The 19,855-nt window shown below is 37.3% G+C and carries 13 protein-coding genes; 9 read left to right on the top strand and 4 right to left on the bottom strand.

What is annotated here, in order from left to right; translation table 11 throughout:
• Positions 1–275: 275 nt before the first annotated feature.
• From ACO05S_RS14285 to purL, 3 genes are all read right to left on the bottom strand, one after another.
• Positions 276–4,493: a PKD domain-containing protein gene (locus ACO05S_RS14285; RefSeq protein ID WP_421918687.1), complete on the bottom strand. Its 4,218-nt coding sequence runs from the start codon at positions 4,491–4,493 to the stop codon at positions 276–278.
• Positions 4,494–4,631: 138 nt separating this feature from the next.
• On the bottom strand, positions 4,632–5,024 hold the full coding sequence (locus ACO05S_RS14280) for a hypothetical protein (RefSeq protein WP_421918686.1): 393 nt from the start codon (positions 5,022–5,024) through the stop codon (positions 4,632–4,634).
• Between the two features lie 123 nt (positions 5,025–5,147).
• Positions 5,148–8,837, bottom strand: coding sequence for a phosphoribosylformylglycinamidine synthase (gene purL / locus ACO05S_RS14275; protein WP_421918685.1), 3,690 nt, complete (start codon positions 8,835–8,837; stop codon positions 5,148–5,150).
• 504 nt (positions 8,838–9,341) lie between these two features.
• Between purL and mce the strand changes: the two genes are divergently transcribed.
• The 9 genes from mce to ACO05S_RS14230 all read left to right on the top strand — a co-directional run bounded on the left by mce (position 9,342) and on the right by ACO05S_RS14230 (position 18,397).
• The gene (gene mce / locus ACO05S_RS14270; protein WP_421918684.1) at positions 9,342–9,746 is read left to right on the top strand and encodes a methylmalonyl-CoA epimerase; all 405 of its coding nucleotides are present in this window, start codon (positions 9,342–9,344) and stop codon (positions 9,744–9,746) included.
• A 35-nt stretch (positions 9,747–9,781) separates the two neighbouring features.
• Entirely contained in the window at positions 9,782–11,338 is a 1,557-nt protein-coding gene (locus ACO05S_RS14265) for an acyl-CoA carboxylase subunit beta (protein WP_421918683.1), read from the top strand.
• Between the two features lie 11 nt (positions 11,339–11,349).
• A complete protein-coding gene (locus tag ACO05S_RS14260) occupies positions 11,350–11,700 on the top strand; it encodes an OadG family protein (RefSeq protein ID WP_421918682.1) in 351 nt (116 codons plus the stop codon).
• Positions 11,701–11,703: 3 nt separating this feature from the next.
• A complete protein-coding gene (locus ACO05S_RS14255; protein WP_421918681.1) occupies positions 11,704–12,126 on the top strand; it encodes a biotin/lipoyl-containing protein in 423 nt (140 codons plus the stop codon).
• Positions 12,127–12,258: 132 nt separating this feature from the next.
• Positions 12,259–13,893 (top strand): sodium ion-translocating decarboxylase subunit beta, encoded by a 1,635-nt coding sequence (locus ACO05S_RS14250; protein WP_421918680.1) that lies wholly within the window; start codon positions 12,259–12,261, stop codon positions 13,891–13,893.
• 393 nt (positions 13,894–14,286) lie between these two features.
• Positions 14,287–15,810 (top strand): acetyl-CoA carboxylase biotin carboxylase subunit, encoded by a 1,524-nt coding sequence (accC, locus tag ACO05S_RS14245; RefSeq protein ID WP_421918679.1) that lies wholly within the window; start codon positions 14,287–14,289, stop codon positions 15,808–15,810.
• Between the two features lie 20 nt (positions 15,811–15,830).
• Positions 15,831–16,340: a biotin/lipoyl-containing protein gene (locus ACO05S_RS14240; RefSeq protein ID WP_421918678.1), complete on the top strand. Its 510-nt coding sequence runs from the start codon at positions 15,831–15,833 to the stop codon at positions 16,338–16,340.
• Between the two features lie 33 nt (positions 16,341–16,373).
• Entirely contained in the window at positions 16,374–17,909 is a 1,536-nt protein-coding gene (locus ACO05S_RS14235) for an acyl-CoA carboxylase subunit beta (protein WP_421918677.1), read from the top strand.
• Positions 17,910–18,127: 218 nt separating this feature from the next.
• Entirely contained in the window at positions 18,128–18,397 is a 270-nt protein-coding gene (locus tag ACO05S_RS14230) for a hypothetical protein (RefSeq protein WP_421918676.1), read from the top strand.
• 112 nt (positions 18,398–18,509) lie between these two features.
• On the opposite strand, the gene tilS is transcribed toward ACO05S_RS14230, so the two are convergent.
• Positions 18,510–19,832: a tRNA lysidine(34) synthetase TilS gene (tilS, locus tag ACO05S_RS14225; protein WP_421918675.1), complete on the bottom strand. Its 1,323-nt coding sequence runs from the start codon at positions 19,830–19,832 to the stop codon at positions 18,510–18,512.
• Positions 19,833–19,855: the final 23 nt, after the last annotated feature.

The raw sequence follows: 19,855 nt of genomic DNA, 5'->3' as shown, positions 1-19,855 counted from the left end.
TTATGCATATAATTATTAGTTAATTACATATATTTATATAATTTACACCCGTTTTGTTATGAAATGATCCTGAAATTGTCTTGAGAATCTTGAGTTAAATCAATGCCAAAATAGAGACAAAGCTTTAACTGCGGATCCCTTTTATTGATTTAAACTTTTCGGATTAAATATCCTAAGTTCCAAAAGCCCTGATTGCAAATCAGGACTAACGCAATGTAGAAATAGGTACGCCCAGAACCGGCAAGCTCTTTCATTCCTATCTAATATGCCATGCTTTACTTCACGATCAGTTTTCCTTTGTAAAGTTTCTCTCCGGAAAGGTTAATGATATGAACTCCCGGCTTAAGCTGTTCTCTGTTTAGAATTACATTATTTCCTGTTATATTTTCTATTATACGAACGATTCTTCCACTCGCATCAACCACAATTAGTCGGTATTTCTGATTTTTGTTATTAGGAAATTCGATTTTAGATTTGTTTACCATTGGGTTTGGATAAATTCGAATGTTTTCGACTTCTTCCCCTAATTCGTTAATGGCTGTGGCAATTTCAACAGTAATGTACTCCTCTTTTAATTCAGTATCTGTATCACCATTTGTTCCCACCACACTTAATGAAACATCATAGGTTCCTGCTTCGTTATAGGAAACTGTAGGATTCTGTAAGGTATTGTCATCCGCTGTACCTCCTTCAAAGATCCATTCCCAACTTTCTAAAGATCCCGTTGATAAATCATTAAATTTCACATCTTCATCAGTAGTGGTTGTAATTACATTTGCGGAAAAATCTGCAGCTACGGGCTCCTCTTCATACCCCACTTTCACTTTCACAGCTAAAGCTGAGTTTGCTTCGTAGACAGTAGAAGAAGAGAATGGATACCAAGTATCATTGTATTTTAAATAAGCACTATTGTTCCAGGTTATTTCTCCATCAATAGGGAGATGATAAACCGCAAAAGTATCAACCGGAACTTCATAAAATATCTTGTACCCTACAAAGAAAGTGTTTTCAACACTTACAGGTTCATTTAATACTATTTCATTAAATTGATTTCGTTGTAGCTCCGAAAATAAAATATCTTTAGAATACACCTCTTCTTTTGGCATATCATCACCATTCCATATCTTCAATTGTATTTTAGGCTCACTCGATTTTGATTCAATTATTACCGGATTTAATTGAACACTCCTTACCACATTTAAATTTGTATTAATCATTTCGAACTTTTCTGCAAATTCAGACATATTAAAGCTATTATGCCCCGAAGTATATCCCCAATTTTCGTCTCCAGTAAAGGAATACAAAGAGAGCTTACTTTCATCTTCAACTAATACGTTATAAAGAAGATCATCTTCCTTATCATCAGGATCCTGAACAGTAATGTATGCAGTCTTGGTTTCTGTGTCGTTAAAATTACTATCACTTATAGTTAAACTCACATCATATGTTCCCACAGTATTATAAGTTACTGATGGATTTTCTTCTGCCGAGCTTTCCGGTATTCCACCAGGAAAAGTCCATAAATAAGAAACGGCTGAATTGCCAGTTGTAGATGAGTTGTTGAATTGTACTACATCTCCAACATTTATATCAGTTGCACTAGCCGTAAATTTAGCTTCTACTGATTTTACCACAATTGCTCCTGCTATGGTTTGAGTATCACTTCCTGCTCTATTCGAAACCGTAAGACTTACATCAAATGTGCCCGGATTAATATATTTTATTGATTCCGGATGCTCTTCGGTCGAGTTTTCGGTCTCAGCTCCTGAAAATGTCCACTGATATGAACTGATTCTATCCCCGATACTCCTGTCAAAATAATTGATTGAGTCTCCGGTAAAAATTGTATCCGCTGTCATACCGATTAGCGCCTTTGGGGCTTGTGAGCTGTAATTCGCATCGGCAGTAAATACTCCATTCCCATGTGTTGCTGCAGCTATAAAACCATCTCTCCTTGTTTTTACCATCTCTACAATGGTTGTACCTATCTTAGAAGCAGCATCAAATGTCCAGGAAGTAGAGCTGCCATTTAAAGTTGAAGTACTATACAATCCTGTGCTCGTTCCGGCAAAATAAGTTGTATCGGTAGGCGAAACCATAATAGCAACCGATCGAACTGATGGACCGTTTCCACTATCCGACCCATCTTCTAAATTACCCGAAATAGCTTGCCAATTAGCACCTCCATCGGTCGTATGGAAAATGCTTTCAATGCCATAATTCGAAAAACTAACAATCACTTCATTTGCATTTAATGGATTGGCATCAATGGAACTAACATATCCGTTAGGCATATTTGAACCAGTAATATCCCTTACTTTTGCCGAAGAGGAATGAGAGTTTTTCATCATATATATTTTACCGTCCGAAGTACCAAAGTATAAAATGTGCGCAGGGTAAGTGGAAGATTCTAATGCAGAAACTGTTTCAGAAACTTTAGTGATCTCTAATTTTTCCCAATTAACGGTAGCTGATGAGGTACTTAATTGAGGAATCTCAAAAATATCTTTATTTCTCCAAACAAACTGTCCCGCTGCATAGTACATGATTTCACTATTGTTGGCATCAACAATAAACGGATTGATAAACAATTGACCTTCCGCACCGTCGGGATCAACCCTGGTGTAATAATAACTATCAGGACCGTCAGGATCATTTTCCAAATATACAGTTCCATTTTGCGAAGATGATAGAAAATGCTTCCCTTTATCCAATATACTTGCATAACTACCATCGCCTGAACCCCAATATGTCCAATCAGTATCAGCCAATTCGTTTCGACTAATCCAGGTACCATTATCCTGAAAACCAGTTAAAAGATATTTGTTTTTAGTGACATCGTGATCTATAGCTATAGTATAGGCCTGTGTAGTTAAATAGCTGTTGTTCAAGAAAACCCAATCAACGGGTTTATTGTCTGAACCGGTTCCTGAATCAAGAGATTGCTTATAACTTTCAGTAAGGCTTATCCCTCCATCATGTCCACACAAAAGTTGATTATTATCAATAAACACCAATGCATGAACATCAGGGTGATGATTGTCGTATTGAGATACATTGTTTTCGGTAGCATATCCTCCAATCCAATAGGTTTTAGAGTTATTTGTAACACCATCGCTAAGAGGAGAAGCTTTACTTGCAAATGCATCATTCGATCGAAATAGGTTTGTACCTCCAATAAACACCATATTTTCATCATCAGGAGCTACCTTTACAATCATATTATAAGATCCTTGTGAGTTGTACCCATTTACATCTCTATCACCATCGCCACCTTCGGGCAAGTTTTGAGAACGATCTTCCCAAGTTGCCGGAGTGGTAGTATTAGCATCATAAGTAAGTTTCCAAAAGCTATGACCTTGCAGACCATTACCAGGTGTTTGTGCCAAGAAATATACGATGTCGGTATCTTTAACACTAGGAGCATGCCCCATAACAATTCTTCTATAGTTTGATGGAAAATTATTTGGAGTTATTTCTTCCCAAGTAGCGTTAGTTTCGGCTCCTTTTCTCCAAATACCTGAGTTTTTATTTCCTCCTGTACTTAATGTAGCATATTTAACCCCAGCAGGAGAGCATATTACATCAGTGATTGATGAGTAACTTCTTTTTTCACGATCTAATGAAGCATCGACAGTTTGAATTTCCAAAGTCCAGGAATTTCCTCCATCCTTCGAGATATAGATGCCTCCGTATGTGGCCACATAAACATCTCCATTATTTGGATCAACACAAATATTCCAGCAGATATCAAATAAATTATCAAAAGAAGAAAAAGTATCAGAGGAAGTAGAAGTTAATTTGATCCATGAGTTGCCGTTATTTGTTGATTTAAATACTCCATTTCCAGAATAGAATGCACCACTTGCACTAGCTGATCCAATGTATTCTCCTGTAGTATAATACCAGGTAGAAGTTTGCCCGGCTCTTGGGTCTTGTGCAATGGCTGTAACACTTGGATGTTCTCCCAATTCTGTTGTCCTAATCCAGGACTTACCTTTATCTGTAGACTTCCACATACCACCCGAGCTTCCTCCTGCCAAAATTGTATTTCCCGAACTGTCGTTAATATCTATAGCCAGAGCTCTGGTTCTACCACCAACATTTCTAGGTCCACTATTTGTATAATTTAACCCGACTGATTTGGTTCGGCTTACCAGCCCCGATTTAGCAGACAAGACATAAGCTTTTTCCAATTCTCGAATATTAGCAGGAATCTTACCCGTAGCTGGATTTTTTAGTTTCTGCAATTCGAATAGTCTTCTTACCAATGGATCATCAGCTACCTTTGGTTTGCCCGATTCTCTATCCGCTATATTAGATAACTTTCTTTTGTTTAAGGTTCTGTTGGTAATATCCTCATATGTTTTTTCGGTAATAACAATGTTTTTGACATCTACTTTTTTATGCTTCTTTACACTAAACTTTTTATTTTGTGCATTCAAAGAAGAACAAAGAAGTATGATTATAATGATGCTTAATAAATTTTTCATTTTAGTCTGTCTTAGTTTTATACCCAGGATAGCAGGATACAAGTAGTTTTCATGTAATCTTAAATTAGTCTTTGGCATTAGGGGGATGTTTAGTCTGAAAGTAGACCAAAACAACTAACACGACAATAACAAAAAGCCTTATTTTATTTCAATTAATTTCAGGAAAGAATAATCATTCATCTTTTCAACTTTAGAAATTACGCAAGAAAGATTACGAAGTTTATAAATCCTTGGTAAATCGTTATTACTTATTTTAATGGTAATTTCTTCATTTAATTGAAATACCTCAGTAAAACCTGCTCCATATCCATGCAATTGAGAAACCTTTCCCTTGATAACATTCTCGGAAATTATTTCACAATCTTTTAAAGATAAATAACAAGTACCGGGTGCAATTTGTTGACTAGACTCAACTTTTTTTTCGTGAAGCTTGATGGTGGGATAATTAGAGGGAGTTTTGTTCACTTGTTTAGGAGGAGAACACCCTAGGCAAAAAAATAACATTGCCAAAAAAGGTAAATTTTTTTTCATACTTTTTGTGATTTTTTAGTTAGCAGATTACAAGGTATGAAAAATTACAGAGGCTTCTTCTTTTAAGAGCAAAAAAAATGCCTCTACAAAATCAGAGGCATTTAAAATCATATTTGAAAAGGATTATTTGTTTTCGATAATCCAATTTTTAGCATTTACAAAAGCTTCTACCCATGGAGTTAATTCATCTTCCAAACGATTTTGGTCATAATATGCCCAATTCCATGGATATGTTGCACGCTCCAAGTGAGGCATCATAGCCAAATGACGACCATCCTTAGAAGAGATAGCTGCTGTCCCAAAAGGAGAACCATTAGGATTTGCAGGATACTGATCGTATGCATATTTCATTGGAATATTGTATTCCTCTTCGTCATAAGGTAATTCGAATTTACCTTCACCGTGTGCTACCCAAATACCCATTGTACTTCCGGCAAGAGATGAAAGCATAACAGAATTGTTTTCTGGCACTTCAACGCTTACAAATCCAGATTCAAATTTATGAGAATCATTGTGAAGCAATTTAGGGTGCTTTTCGTGCTCAGGGTAGATTAATCCTAATTCCGAAACTAACTGACAACCGTTACATACACCTAAACTTAATGTGTCAGGTCTCTTGTAGAAGTTATCTAATGCAGCTTTTGCTTTTTCATTATAAAGGAAAGCTCCGGCCCAACCTTTTGCCGAACCCAATACATCTGAATTAGAGAATCCACCTACAAAAACGATCATATTCACATCGCTTAAATCTTCGCGACCCGAAATCAAGTCTGTCATATGAACATCTTTCACATCCATTCCTGCAAGGTGCATGATCCAGGCCATTTCTCTATCTCCATTAACACCTTTTTCACGAATGATAGCAGCTTTAACGCCTGACTTGTCTTTTCTCTTCGGATCAATTTTATATTGAGCAAACTTACCTGTAAAGTTCTCTGGGAACTTGTAGGTCAATTCGTTCTTCTTGTAGCTTTCGAATCTCTCTAAGGCAAGATCATTTCCCGATTGATTGCGATCCAATAGGTATGAAGTCTTGTACCAAAGGTCACGAAGGCTTGCAATATCTAATTTGAATGATTGATTATCTTTTAAAACATTAAGAGCACCAGCTTCAGCAGGAGCACCAATAAAGTGGAAACGAAGACCTTTCTCAGCAAGAGCTTTGCTTACGGCATTTTTGTCTTTCACCTGGAAAATTACACCTGGATTTTCGCTGAAAAGAACTTTGATCAAGTCTTTCTCTTCAATTGAGCTTAAATCGATCTTAGCACCTAGTTTGTTATCAGCAAAACACATTTCCAATAAAGCAGTAATCATACCTCCGGCAGAAATATCGTGACCCGCTAATACTTTTCCATCAAGAATTAATTGCTGAAGAGTTTTGAATGCTTTTACAAAGTAATCAGCATCTGTAACATCAGGAGTTTGTTTTCCCAGTTTGTTAACAATTTGAGCAAAACTACTACCTCCCAATTGGAAATTATCCTTCGAGAAATCAAGGTAAACCAAGTGAGAATTTGCATCATTTTTCATTACAGGAGAAATCATCTTGTTGATATCGATAATTTCACCAACAGTAGAAATAATTACAGTTCCCGGAGAGTAAACAACATCATCTTTTCCATATTTCTGTGTCATGGAAAGTGAGTCCTTACCAGTTGGAATATTGATTCCTAGTTTGATTGCAAAATCACTGATAGATTGAACGGCATTGTACAAACGAGCATCTTCGCCTTCATTTTTACAAGGCCACATCCAGTTGGCAGATAATGAAATTCCATTTAACCCTTTTTCGATTGGCGCCCAAACCAAATTGGTTAATGACTCAGCAACTGACAAACGGCTTCCGTTTTTCGAATCAACTAAAGCAGCTACCGGAGTATGTCCAATTGAAGTAGCAATCCCTTTTTCACCTTTAAAGTCGATAGCCACAGCACCAAAATTGTTTAATGGCAATTGCAAAGGACCAGCACATTGTTGCATGGCAATTTTACCGGTTACCGAACGGTCAACTTTGTTTGTCAACCAATCCTTACAAGCTACAGATTCTAGTTGAAGAACATCTTCTAAATATTCTTCGAATTTATTTATATCGTACGAAACAGCTTCAAATCCTTCCTTAACAGTCTTGTCATTCATGATTGTTTTTGGTGGCTTACCAAACATTTCAGAAAGACCAAGATCGATCGGATTTTCGCCTGTTTTGTTATCTTCGAATGTAAATCTCATATCACCAGTTGTTTCACCAATCTGATAGATAGGAGCTCTTTCTCTTTCGGCGATTTTCGTCAAAAGCTCCACGTCTTTTTCCTTCATTACCAATCCCATTCTTTCTTGAGATTCGTTGCCTACAATTTCTTTGGCAGAAAGAGTGGGATCTCCAACCGGAAGGGCATTCAAATCGATCTTCCCCCCAGTTTCCTCAACCAATTCAGAAAGACAGTTCAAATGTCCACCTGCACCGTGGTCGTGGATAGAGATGATTGGATTTTCATCAGCTTCGGCCATGGCACGAATCGCATTACAAACACGTTTCTGCATTTCAGGATTAGAACGTTGAACTGCATTTAGCTCAATAGAATTGTCGAACTCACCTGTTGCAACTGACGAAACAGCTCCTCCACCCATTCCAATACGGTAGTTATCTCCACCAAGAAGAACTACTTTATCACCTTGTTCTGGAACATCCTTTTGAGCTTGTTCTAAACGGCCATATCCAATACCACCAGCTTGCATGATTACCTTATCGTAACCATACTTCTTATTGTTTTCGAAATGTTCAAAAGTAAGAACCGAACCCACAATTAAAGGCTGTCCGAATTTGTTACCAAAGTCAGAAGCACCATTTGATGCTTTAATTAAGATCTCTTCAGGGGTTTGGTACAACCACTCCCTTGCTTCCGTTGCATTTTCCCATCTGCGAGAAGCTTCCAACCTTGGGTATGAAGTCATATAAACCGCTGTACCAGCCATTGGGATAGCAGCTTTACCGCCAGCAATTCTATCACGAATTTCACCGCCGGTACCAGTTGCAGCACCATTAAAGGGTTCTACAGTTGTAGGAAAATTATGCGTTTCCGCTTTAAGCGAGATTACGGTATCAATATCTTTGGTATAGAAATAGTCTGCTTTATCATGAGAATAAGGAGCAAATTGTTCAGCTTTAGGTCCACCAAGGAAAGCACAATTGTCTTTGTAAGCCGATACAATTCTATTATGGTTTTCTTTAGATGTTTTCTTTATTAATTGGAACAATGATGATTCTTTTTCTTCGCCATCAATAATAAAAGTACCATTAAAGATTTTGTGACGACAATGTTCTGAGTTCACTTGCGAGAATCCGAATACCTCTGAGTCTGTTAATTTGCGACCAATTTTTTCTGAAACATGATTCAAGTAAGAAATTTCCTCAACACTCAATGCCAGGCCTTCACGCTGATTGTATTCTTCAATATCTTCAATGTAAACAATTGGATCGGGTTGCTTATCGATAGTATAAATCTCTTGGCTTAATCCTTCATACATTGATTGAAGCATTGGGTCAAATTCTGCTTTTTCAGAATTAACAAGTATGTATTGCTCGATTCTTAGCAATCCATCAATTCCCATATTTTGAGAGATTTCGACTGCATTTGTGCTCCAAGGAGTAATCATCTCTTTTCTTGGACCAACAAATATACCATCAAGCTTTTCCTGATTTACATACTCAGCATTACCAAACAGCCAAGACAGCTTATCAAAATCCAATCCATTCAATTGGCTTGTTGCCTGAACAACAAAGTGTACTTCGTCTTTTTTGAAGAATAAAATCATCTTATAAGTTTATAAAATTGGTTGAATGTTGTTTCAAACTGCAAATATAAATAAAAGACTTGCATTTTTACTTTTATCATGTATTGATTTGCCTGAATCATGAATAGCAGGATCCTTTTTTATAGGGTAGATTAGAAAGATCCAATTCATGCTGTTTTGTTCTGAAATGTAGAAGAATATACTAAGCTGAATTCGACTGAAAATTCTTAATACAGGCTGTTATTCTTTCAGAATTCTTACTGCGGATCTTAAATAAATTAACTTCCTTTGACATTCTCAAATAAAAATGACGCATATGGATGCAAAGGTTTTCGGAGATTTTGCTTCTGATCTGTGTAATTTGAATCCGCAAATAGTGTTAATATTCAGATAAACAAGAATTAAAGATTTTTGAAACTTTATTAAGAACATGTTGAAGAACAACTTTTATAGTGTTCAAGATCATTGAATAGAAATTTAGGATTAGATATTTTTGTCGAGTATTAATTTAAAACATTCAAAAACATGAAACCATCGCATATTGAACATATCGGTATCGCTGTAAAAAGCTTAGAAGAAGCTATCCCATTTTATGAAAAAGTATTGGGCTTGGAGTGTTACGCAATTGAAGAAGTTGTTGATCAGAAAGTAAAAACGGCTTTTTTTAAACTTGGAGATACAAAAATTGAATTGTTAGAATCAACTGATCCTGAAGGACCAATTGGAAAATTTGTTGAGAAAACAGGCGGTGGAATGCATCATTTGGCTTTTGCTGTTGAAGATGTGCAAGAAGCATTGAATGATGCACAGGAAGCTGGTTGCCAGGTAATCGACAAGGCTCCTCGTGATGGTGCTGAAGGTTTAAAGATCGGATTCTTACATCCAAAATCAACAATGAGGGTTTTAACAGAACTTTGCGGCACAAAATAATAACTCTATAAATATATAATAACTCAACAATAGTTATGGCTAGTCAGGATAAGATTAAAAAATTAATTGATTTAAGAGCAGAGGCTAAGCTTGGAGGAGGTGAAAAAAGAATTGCATCTCAACACAAGAAAGGCAAATACACAGCTCGTGAAAGAATCGACATGCTTCTTGATGAGGGAAGTTTTGAAGAATTCGATATGTTCGTATCTCACCGTTGTACTAATTTTGGTATGGAAAAAACCAAATTCTTGGGTGATGGTGTTGTAACCGGACAAGGTACTATCGATGGACGATTGGTATTTGTATTCTCTCAGGATTTTACAGTTTTTGGAGGTTCCTTATCGGAAACTTTCGCGCAAAAGATCTGCAAGATCATGGATATGGCAATGAAAATGGGTGCCCCGGTTATCGGTTTAAACGATTCAGGAGGAGCTCGTATTCAGGAAGGTGTAACTGCTTTGGCAGGATATGCTGAAATCTTCGAAAGAAATATTCTTGCTTCTGGTGTAATTCCTCAGATTTCTGCAATTTTCGGTCCTTGTGCAGGTGGTGCTGTTTATTCCCCGGCATTAACTGACTTCATTATGATGACAGAAGAGAAATCCTACATGTTTGTTACTGGTCCTAAGGTTGTAAAAACAGTAACTGGTGAGGATATCACAGTAGAGGATCTTGGTGGTGCTAAAATGCACGCTTCTAAATCAGGTGTTTCTCACTTTATGTTGGAAGATGAAGAAGAAGGTATCGCTATTATCCGGAAGTTGTTATCTTACATGCCTTCAAATAATTTAGAAGAAGCTCCTATCGTAGCGTGTACCGATCCTATTGATAGAATGGAAGACATTCTTAATGATATTATTCCTGATAACCCTAACATGCCTTACGATATGAAGGATGTTATTTATGCAATTGCTGACGATACAGAATTCTTGGAGGTTCATCGCCACTATGCTAAAAATATTATTGTTGGTTTTACACGTATGGGTGGAATGTCAGTAGGTGTGGTTGCTAATCAACCAAACTTCCTTGCTGGCGTTCTTGATATTGAATCATCTAGAAAAGCGGCTAGATTTATCCGTTTCTGCGACTGTTTCAATATTCCAATTTTAACATTGGTTGATGTGCCTGGATTCCTACCTGGATCAGGACAAGAATTTGGAGGTATCATTACTCATGGCGCGAAATTGATGTTCGCATATGGTGAAGCTACGGTACCTAAAGTAACTATTACTCTTAGAAAATCTTACGGTGGTGCTCACGATGTAATGTCTTCTAAGCAACTTCGTGGTGATTTGAATTATGCTTGGCCAACTGCTGAAATCGCAGTAATGGGTGCTAAAGGAGCTATTGAAGTTCTTCACGGAAGAAAGCTTGCCGAATTGAACGAAGATGAAAAAGTGAAGTTCATCGAAGAGAAAGAAAGTGAGTACAACGAAGCATTTGCTAATCCTTACAATGCTGCTTCTTACGGTTACATTGATGATGTAATTGAGCCAAGAAATACACGCTTCCGTGTAATTCGAGCATTCCAGTCTCTACAGACCAAGAAGTTGGTGAATCCACCTAAGAAGCACTCTAATATTCCATTGTAAAAAATAGCACTATGATGATGAATTTATTATCTATAGGAAGTCAAGGAGGATGGACAGTAGCATTAGTGGGGTACTCAATTGTATTTGTTGCATTGGTACTTTTGGTTATTGTTTTTACGAATTTGCCTAAACTTTTGCATCTTAATTTGAGAAAGAAGCTTGTAAAAGAAGGAAAGCCTTGCGCAGAAGTTGATGATTTAACGGTTGAAGGAAATGTAAATGCTGCTATTGCAATGGCTTTACATATGCACTTTAACCAATTGCACGATGAAGAAAGCAATATCATCACAATTAAAAAAGTTACTAAGAATTATTCTCCATGGAGTTCTAAGATTTATGGGGTAAATAATCAACCAAGATAAAAAATGAAGAAGTTCAAATTTACGATAAGAGGGCAGGAATACGATGTAGAAATCAAGGATTTTGAAGGATCGAATGCCAAAATTGAAGTGAACGGAACTAGTTACGATGTGGATGTACACGTTGAAGAAAAAGCAACTAAAACTCCCAGACTAGTTCGTAAGCCTGTTGTAAACAAACCAGGAGAAGGAAAAATTCAAAAAGGTGGTGCTGGTGCAATTACTATAAAGGCTCCCCTTCCAGGTAGCATTATTAAAATCAACGTTGCGGTTGGCGATACCATTAACCCAGGTGATACCTTGTTGGTAATGGAAGCAATGAAGATGGAAAACAATGTGATGGCTGAAAAGGGAGGTACTGTTAAAGCCATTAAAGTTGGAGTAGGCGATAGTGTACTTCAGGATGATGTTCTAATAGAAATTTCATAAATGATGAATGTTTGATGATTAATGCTTAATTCCATTTTTAGCAATTGCTTGTAAATTCTTGCGTGTGGTTTGCTTCAAATTGCTGCTTTTCCATTAGGCATGAATCATCGATCATTAAACATTAATAGACTAATGAGAAAACTTTATATATTGATATTCTCGATGATTTTGCTAATGGGTTTTGCTATAAACTCTGTTGCACAAGATCAGGAGGATACAACGACAAAATTAACCAGGGGAAAATGGGTAAATCATACAGATGGTTACATCCCAAATCCAATTGGTGAATCGAATAAAACGGTAAAACGTTACAAAACGATCCAGTTCAAAAAGGACAATTCCTTTACAATGGACTCTATTAAGCAGAGGTTTACAGGTAATTGGGTACTAAATGGTACTAACTTAACAATGACTTTTAATCCTAAAGAAGTTATTCACTTGCATAAGAATACTGACCCTAACTCAGGTTCAAATGCATATGTAACAACTACTGAAACGCTTCAAATTGGCAAGCGTGTTGCTAAATTGGAAGGCGATTTCTTAAATTTTGGAAATCCCATATTAGACAGTGAACACAACTCTAGTGCAGAAGTTGGATTAAAAAACTTTTATGAATTTACCGGATTTGCTAACGTTACAGGTGGCCACTTGTTGATGGTGTTGATTGGTTTGGTTTTCATATTCTTAGCAATTAGATATGATTATGAACCTTTACTATTGATTCCTATTGGTACAGGCATCATTATCGGTAATATTCCTATGTTCCAGGCGGTAGACTTTAATTTGAAGTTGGGTATCTACGAACCAGGTTCCGTAATGAATATTCTATATTCCGGGGTAGTAAACGGATGGTATCCACCGCTAATTTTCTTGGGAATTGGTGCTATGACCGATTTTTCATCTTTGATTTCAAACCCAAGATTAATGGTATTGGGAGCTGCAGCACAGGTTGGTATTTTTGCTACTTTCCTTGGTGCTCTGTGGTTAGGTTTTGCTCCACCAGAAGCAGGAGCAATTGGTATTATTGGTGGTGCCGACGGCCCAACAGCAATCTTCCTTTCGTCAAAATTGGCGAATGGTATGAACGTAATGGCTAATGGTGAAACCGTAAAGAACCTGATTGGCCCTATTGCGATTGCTGCTTATTCCTACATGGCCTTGGTTCCTGTCATTCAGCCTCCAATCATCAACCTACTTACAACTAAAAAGGAAAGAAAGATAAAGATGAAGCCCCCGCGTGCTGTAACTCGTCTCGAGAAAATTATCTTCCCACTTGTAGGATTGTTGTTGACTGCATACATTTCGCCAACAGCTCTGCCTTTATTGGGCATGTTATTCTTTGGTAACTTGTTAAAAGAGTCAACTGTTACAAACCGTTTGGCAGATACTGCAAGCAATGCTTTAATCAATACCATAACCATCTTGTTGGGTGTTACAGTTGGTGCTTCTACTCAGGCTGATGTGTTCTTAACTGCCGACTCTATCATGATTTTTGGTCTTGGTGCAGCTTCGTTTATCATTGCAACTGCTGGAGGTGTATTTTTTGCAAAAATCATGAACTGGTTATCACCAAAAGATCGCCCTATCAACCCAATGATTGGTGCTGCAGGTGTATCGGCGGTACCAGATAGTGCTCGTGTAGTTCAGAATATGGGATTACAAAACGATCCGTCAAATCACCTATTAATGCATGCAATGGCTCCTAACGTATCAGGGGTAATTGGTTCGGCTGTAGGCGCTGGTATCCTATTAAGCTTCTTGATGTAAGCTATTGTTGATATATAATCACAAGGACTGTTGAGTAATCGACAGTCCTTTTTTTGTCTACTCTTTCTTTAGCCTAAAATGATTTTGAGAATTGTCAGCTCATTTTCCGAGGAGAATATTTGTAATCAAAATCGGACTGCTAAACTTATACCTGTATTGCTCATTCAATCACACAATCATATGACTATTGTCATGTTCTCCCGGTAGAGTAAATTGACATATGTCCATATCTAATCACTTGGAAACTTCGATTTTTTAACTATTTTTGGCATGTTACACAACATGTTTTTGTTGTGCGTTATCTTTTTTTGGGGAAAACATGCCTAATTTAATAGTATATAATTGACTCAACAAAAGGCTTTTACAAAGCCGAATCAACAATTAACCAAAACTATGAGTAAGAAGATTTCAAAAGTCCTTGTTGCAAATCGAGGTGAAATTGCTCTGCGAGTAATGCGTTCATGCAGAGAATTAGGAATTCAATCTGTTGCGGTGTATTCCGATGTTGACCGAACATCAATGCATGTAAGATATGCTGATCAGGCATATCATATTGGCCCCGCAGCTTCAGCAGAGAGCTACTTAAACATCGATAAGATTATAGAAGTTGCCAAACGCTCAAAATCAGACGCCATACATCCCGGATATGGATTCCTTAGTGAGAATGCTGAGTTTTCGAAAAGATGCGAGGAAGAAGGCATAATTTTTATTGGCCCTACCCCTGAAGTGATTTCTACTATGGGTGATAAAATTACAGCCCGCCAAACCATGATAGATGGTGGCGTTCCAGTTGTTCCTGGCACCAAAGAAAATCTTAACGATGATGAAACTGCACTTAAAGTGATTCGTGAAATAGGTTTACCAGTAATGATCAAAGCATCCGCTGGTGGCGGTGGTAAAGGAATGCGAATGGTGGATCAAGAAGAAAATATCCTTAATGCCCTTCGAGCTGCCAAATCAGAAGCAAGAACTGCTTTTGGTGATGACTCCGTTTATGTAGAAAAATACATTTCCTCTCCTCATCATATCGAATTTCAGATTCTTGGTGATCAACATGGAAACGTAATTCACTTGTGCGAGCGAGAGTGTTCGGTGCAGCGCCGTCACCAAAAAGTAGTTGAGGAAACACCTTCTCCTTTGATGACTCCCGAACTAAGAGCAAAAATGGGCGAAGCGGCAGTAGCTGCAGCTAAAGCTGTAAACTACTACGGAGCCGGAACCATAGAATTTTTAGCCGACAACGACCATAATTTCTACTTTCTGGAGATGAATACCAGATTGCAGGTAGAGCATCCAATCACGGAAAGAACAACAGGTTATGATCTTGTAAAACAACAAATCCTAATTGCAGAAGGAAAGGAATTAAAAATCAAACAAGCAGAAGTCTTTCAGTTTGGACATGCAATCGAATGCCGAATTTATGCTGAAGACACCGACAATAATTTTATGCCCAGTCCAGGTTTGATAACTCACATAACGGAACCAATGGGGCTTGGTGTTAGAACTGACGGTTACGTGTATGAAGGCTACGAAATTCCCATTCATTACGATCCAATGATCTCCAAACTAATCATTTGGGCAAGAACCAGAGAAGAAGCAATCGAAAGGATGCGCAGAGCATTATACGAATACAAAATAACAGGTGTAAAAACTTCGATTAAATTTCTTGAAAGAATTATGGACTGCCGGGAATTTAGAGAAGGAACTTATGATACTCATTTTATTCAGAATAACGAAGAATTTTTACTTGCCAACGATGAAGCCAAGCAACAATTCGAAGATCTGGCCATAGTTACAGCCTTTTTAGATTATCATCACAAATTAAAAAATGCACAAGTGGATCAAACAGCCAATGTTTCGAGCAGATGGAAAGATTTTGGTCGACGTAGAAGTGTATACCGATCAAGTGAAAATTAAAAAGACTTAAGCAATATATTATGGCACTAGAAATAAAATTAGATCAAAGAATTGCCAATGTTGAACTTCTTAATGAAGACGGCAATCATGTAAAAATTATAGTTGACAACAGAGAATACGACCTGGACATGCAGCAGGTTGAAAACGGAGTTTACTCGGTGATGTATAAAGGCCGTTCTTATAATGTGGAGTTAATTGAAAACGGCACTCCAAAAAAATATACAGTAAATACCTTTTACCATTCTTACGAAGCTGAAATTATTGATGCTGAAAGCAAATATTTAATGGCTCGAAATGAAGGAAATCTGGAAGCCGCCGAGAGTACGATTTCTTCTCCAATGCCAGGGAAAGTGGTTAAAATCCTGGTAGAATTGGGTCAGGAAGTTAATAAAGGAGAAACCGTAATCATTGTTTCGGCAATGAAAATGGAGAGTGAATACAAAGCCATGAAGGATGGTGTAATTAAAGAGATATTTGTTAATGAAGATGACACCATTGATGGTAATCAGCCATTAATTTTCATTGATTAATCGAGTTATGAATTTATAATTTACGGATAGACCATGTTAACATTAAAAGATAAAATCAAAAAATTTGAAGAATTAAATAAGGCTGCAGAAGAAGGAGGCGGACAAACGAGAATTGATAAGCATCATGCTGCTGGGAAAAAAACTGCTCGGGAAAGAATAAACGACCTTTTAGATCCTGAAACTTTTGTGGAAGTTGATAAAATGGTAACACACCGATCGACTGACTTTGGAATGGAGAAAAATAAAATTCTGGGTGATGGTGTGGTTTGTGGTTATGGCAAAATAGATGGACGATTGGTTTATGTGTTTGCCCAAGACTTTACTGTATTTGGCGGTTCATTAAGTAGAGCCAATGCCGATAAAATTGTAAAAATAACAAAATTGGCCATGAAAATGGGTGCGCCAATTATTGGATTAAATGATTCGGGAGGTGCGAGAATTCAAGAAGGAGTTCAAAGTCTGGCCGGATACGCTGATATCTTTTATCAAAACGTTAGAGGTTCCGGGGTAATTCCTCAGATTTCGGCTATCATGGGTCCTTGTGCCGGAGGAGCTGTCTACTCTCCTGCTCTTACCGATTTTATAATGATGGTAAAGGATACAAGCTATATGTTTGTAACCGGACCTGATGTAATTAAAACGGTAACACATGAAGAAGTAAGCAAAGAAGAGCTTGGCGGAGCATTAACCCACAACTCAAAAAGTGGAGTGGCTCACTTTACTGCCGATAACGATGAGCAGGCAATGATGATGCTACGTGAGCTAATCAGTTTCCTTCCATCAAATAATATGGAAGATCCTCCGGTAAAACCGTGTACCGATAACATCCATCGTGAAGATGAAAAATTACAAAGCATTGTTCCTGCCGATCCCAACAAACCTTACGATATCAAAGAGATTATTGAAACCATTGTGGATGATCACAATTTCTTTGAAGTAATGCCGCTTTTCGCACAAAACATTACCATTGGATTTGCACGCTTAGCAGGAAAACCCATCGGAATTGTTGCGAATAATCCTGCTAATATGGCTGGTGTTTTAGATATCAACAGTTCTACAAAAGCCGCTCGATTTGTTCGTTTCTGCGATGCTTTTAACATTCCCTTAATCACTTTCGTGGATGTTCCTGGTTTCCTTCCTGGTACAGCACAAGAATACGGTGGTATCATCAAGCATGGAGCGAAACTACTTTACGCCTTTGCCGAAGCAACTGTTCCAAAAATTACCCTAATTACCAGGAAAGCTTACGGTGGTGCTTACGATGTAATGGCATCAAAACATATTGGCGCAGATATCAATTATTCGTACCCAACTGGCGAAATTGCAGTAATGGGTGCCGAAGGTGCAGTAAACATTATGCATAAAGGGTTATCCGAATCGGATCGTGCCGATGCAATTGAAGATTATCGCAATAAGTTTGCTCACCCCTATAAAGCGGCAGAATTGGGATATATTGATGAAATTATTCAACCAAAAGAAAGTAGGTATAAACTGATTCAGGCATTGGAAATGTGCACCAACAAGAGTGAGCAAAATCCACCTAAAAAACATGGAAATATTCCTTTATAATCAGATTGATAATAGCAAAGGCACAACAATAGGCTTGTGCCTTTTTGAATTCCACTCTCTTATCACAAACGAAAACCATTGTGATACACTTCGAAAACAATTTCGACAAGCAAAACAAGCATATCCATAAATTAGAAACGTTTTTCTAACATACTGTTAATCCTCAAATGGACATCAATTTGTAAATTTAGTTAATGTTTAATTCTAAATCTTTAACTATGAACGAACAGAACGAAAAACTAAGAGATGTTTGTCAGGAAGCCTTAATTTGTTTGAACAAACCAGGAAATTCTGCTTATGATGAAATAAAATCAAAATTAGAGTATGTGATAGGAAGTTATAACTTCGATAAAAATCCTGTTGGATTATACGAAATTGGAAACCTTGCATTCGAAGCTCTTAAAGAAATTAGTGCCGAAAAGCCACGAAAAGTAAAAAAGGCTCTTCTAAAAGATCTGGAAGAGTGTTTAACGCCAGTATTATCATAAAATGATTCTTAATCTTTTGAGAATTTTGAGTTTAGTCAATACAGAAAATTGAGATATCGCTTATACAACAAGGGTGCTAAAAAGATTTTTCAGTGCCCTTGAGTATTGTTTCTTACTTCAACTCCAATTTAAGTATTTTGCTGGTAAAGTCCGTAATTTTAAAGCGATCATCTAAACGATGTCCTACCAGCCAAACTATTTTGTCGCCGGAAATTAGCAACCATGTGTTCTCCTTATCCTGTAAAGAGAATTTTTGATCGATAAAATAGTCGGATACTTTCTTGCTACCCTTCATGCCCATTGGCTTAAAGCTATCTCCCTTTTGCCACTTTCTTAGTTTTAACGGGAATCTTAACTTACTTGCATCCAAACATGCTATTTGGGGTTTTGTAGGAAATATAAAATCTGCCGTTCTATCGAACAATAAAGTCTCCATTTCGATTGGAAATTCAATCATCCCAGATTTTTCCTCCAACAAATACTCATTGGTATCGTTCTCTTGCAGTTCAGAAAGGATTAAATACTTTCTATCGCGAAGCAATTGGTGAGTAGAAGAAAAAAAGCGTTTCCCGGATATTGAATCCAAAGATTTTGTTATCATTCTTACATCGCGATGATGAAATCCATAAGGAGAAAGAATCTCAAACAAATGAGATGTTGGCGAAGCTAACTCCTGCAAACGAGCAATGGAGATTAACAATTTATTTTCTCTTTGGAATACCAGATGAAGCCGATTTTCTTCAATTACATCATTGTAAATCTGTTCAACTTCACGAAAACGCTGAACATTCTCGCTCATGGTTTTGCGAATGGATGGATTAATACTCTCCAAGATTGGAATAAGCTGGTGGCGAATTTTATTACGCACAAAATCGGTTTCTTTATTGGTTGAATCTTCCCTAAACCTTAATTTTTCGGCCACAGCATATTCTACCAGTTCTTTTCTTGTAAATGGTAACAAAGGACGAATTACCTTATCCAGTTTAGATTTGATTCCCGTTAACCCATGAATTCCTGTTCCTCTCACCAAATTAATAAAAACCGTTTCGGCAACATCATCAGCATGATGTCCAACTGCTATATATTGGTAATTCTCTTTTTCGAGTATCTGATAAAACCACTCGTATCGCAGTTCGCGAGCAGCCATCTCAATCGAGATCTTATTGGTATCAGCGTAAGCTTTGGTATCGAAACTCTTAGAATAGAAAGGAATCTGATTAATTTCTGCCAAGCTCTTAACAAACTCATAATCACCATCCGATTCAAGCCCTCGCAACTGAAAATTACAATGTAGAACAGCACAATCTAATTCCATTTTTAGGAGCAAATGAAAAAGTACTACAGAATCGACTCCACCACTTACCGCCACAAGTATTTTCTCGTCGCGATAAAACAACTCTTCCTCTTCAACAAACCGGACTAATTTTCGAAACACAATATCAAGTAATAATTAGGTAA

The organism is Marinifilum sp., assembly GCF_965230805.1.
GTDB lineage: Bacteria > Bacteroidota > Bacteroidia > Bacteroidales > Marinifilaceae > Marinifilum.
Note: the sequence above shows the minus strand (reverse complement) of the source record. Positions and strands in the feature narration are given on the sequence as shown.

Coding starts and splice junctions, on each gene's coding strand:
- ACO05S_RS14240 (WP_421918678.1), top strand. CDS start 15,831: ATGGCACTAGAAATAAAATTAGATCAAAGAATTGCCAATGTTGAACTT.
- ACO05S_RS14235 (WP_421918677.1), top strand. CDS start 16,374: ATGTTAACATTAAAAGATAAAATCAAAAAATTTGAAGAATTAAATAAG.
- mce (WP_421918684.1), top strand. CDS start 9,342: ATGAAACCATCGCATATTGAACATATCGGTATCGCTGTAAAAAGCTTA.
- ACO05S_RS14285 (WP_421918687.1), bottom strand. CDS start 4,493: ATGAAAAATTTATTAAGCATCATTATAATCATACTTCTTTGTTCTTCT.
- purL (WP_421918685.1), bottom strand. CDS start 8,837: ATGATTTTATTCTTCAAAAAAGACGAAGTACACTTTGTTGTTCAGGCA.
- accC (WP_421918679.1), top strand. CDS start 14,287: ATGAGTAAGAAGATTTCAAAAGTCCTTGTTGCAAATCGAGGTGAAATT.
- ACO05S_RS14250 (WP_421918680.1), top strand. CDS start 12,259: ATGAGAAAACTTTATATATTGATATTCTCGATGATTTTGCTAATGGGT.
- ACO05S_RS14260 (WP_421918682.1), top strand. CDS start 11,350: ATGATGATGAATTTATTATCTATAGGAAGTCAAGGAGGATGGACAGTA.
- ACO05S_RS14255 (WP_421918681.1), top strand. CDS start 11,704: ATGAAGAAGTTCAAATTTACGATAAGAGGGCAGGAATACGATGTAGAA.
- ACO05S_RS14230 (WP_421918676.1), top strand. CDS start 18,128: ATGAACGAACAGAACGAAAAACTAAGAGATGTTTGTCAGGAAGCCTTA.
- ACO05S_RS14265 (WP_421918683.1), top strand. CDS start 9,782: ATGGCTAGTCAGGATAAGATTAAAAAATTAATTGATTTAAGAGCAGAG.
- ACO05S_RS14280 (WP_421918686.1), bottom strand. CDS start 5,024: ATGAAAAAAAATTTACCTTTTTTGGCAATGTTATTTTTTTGCCTAGGG.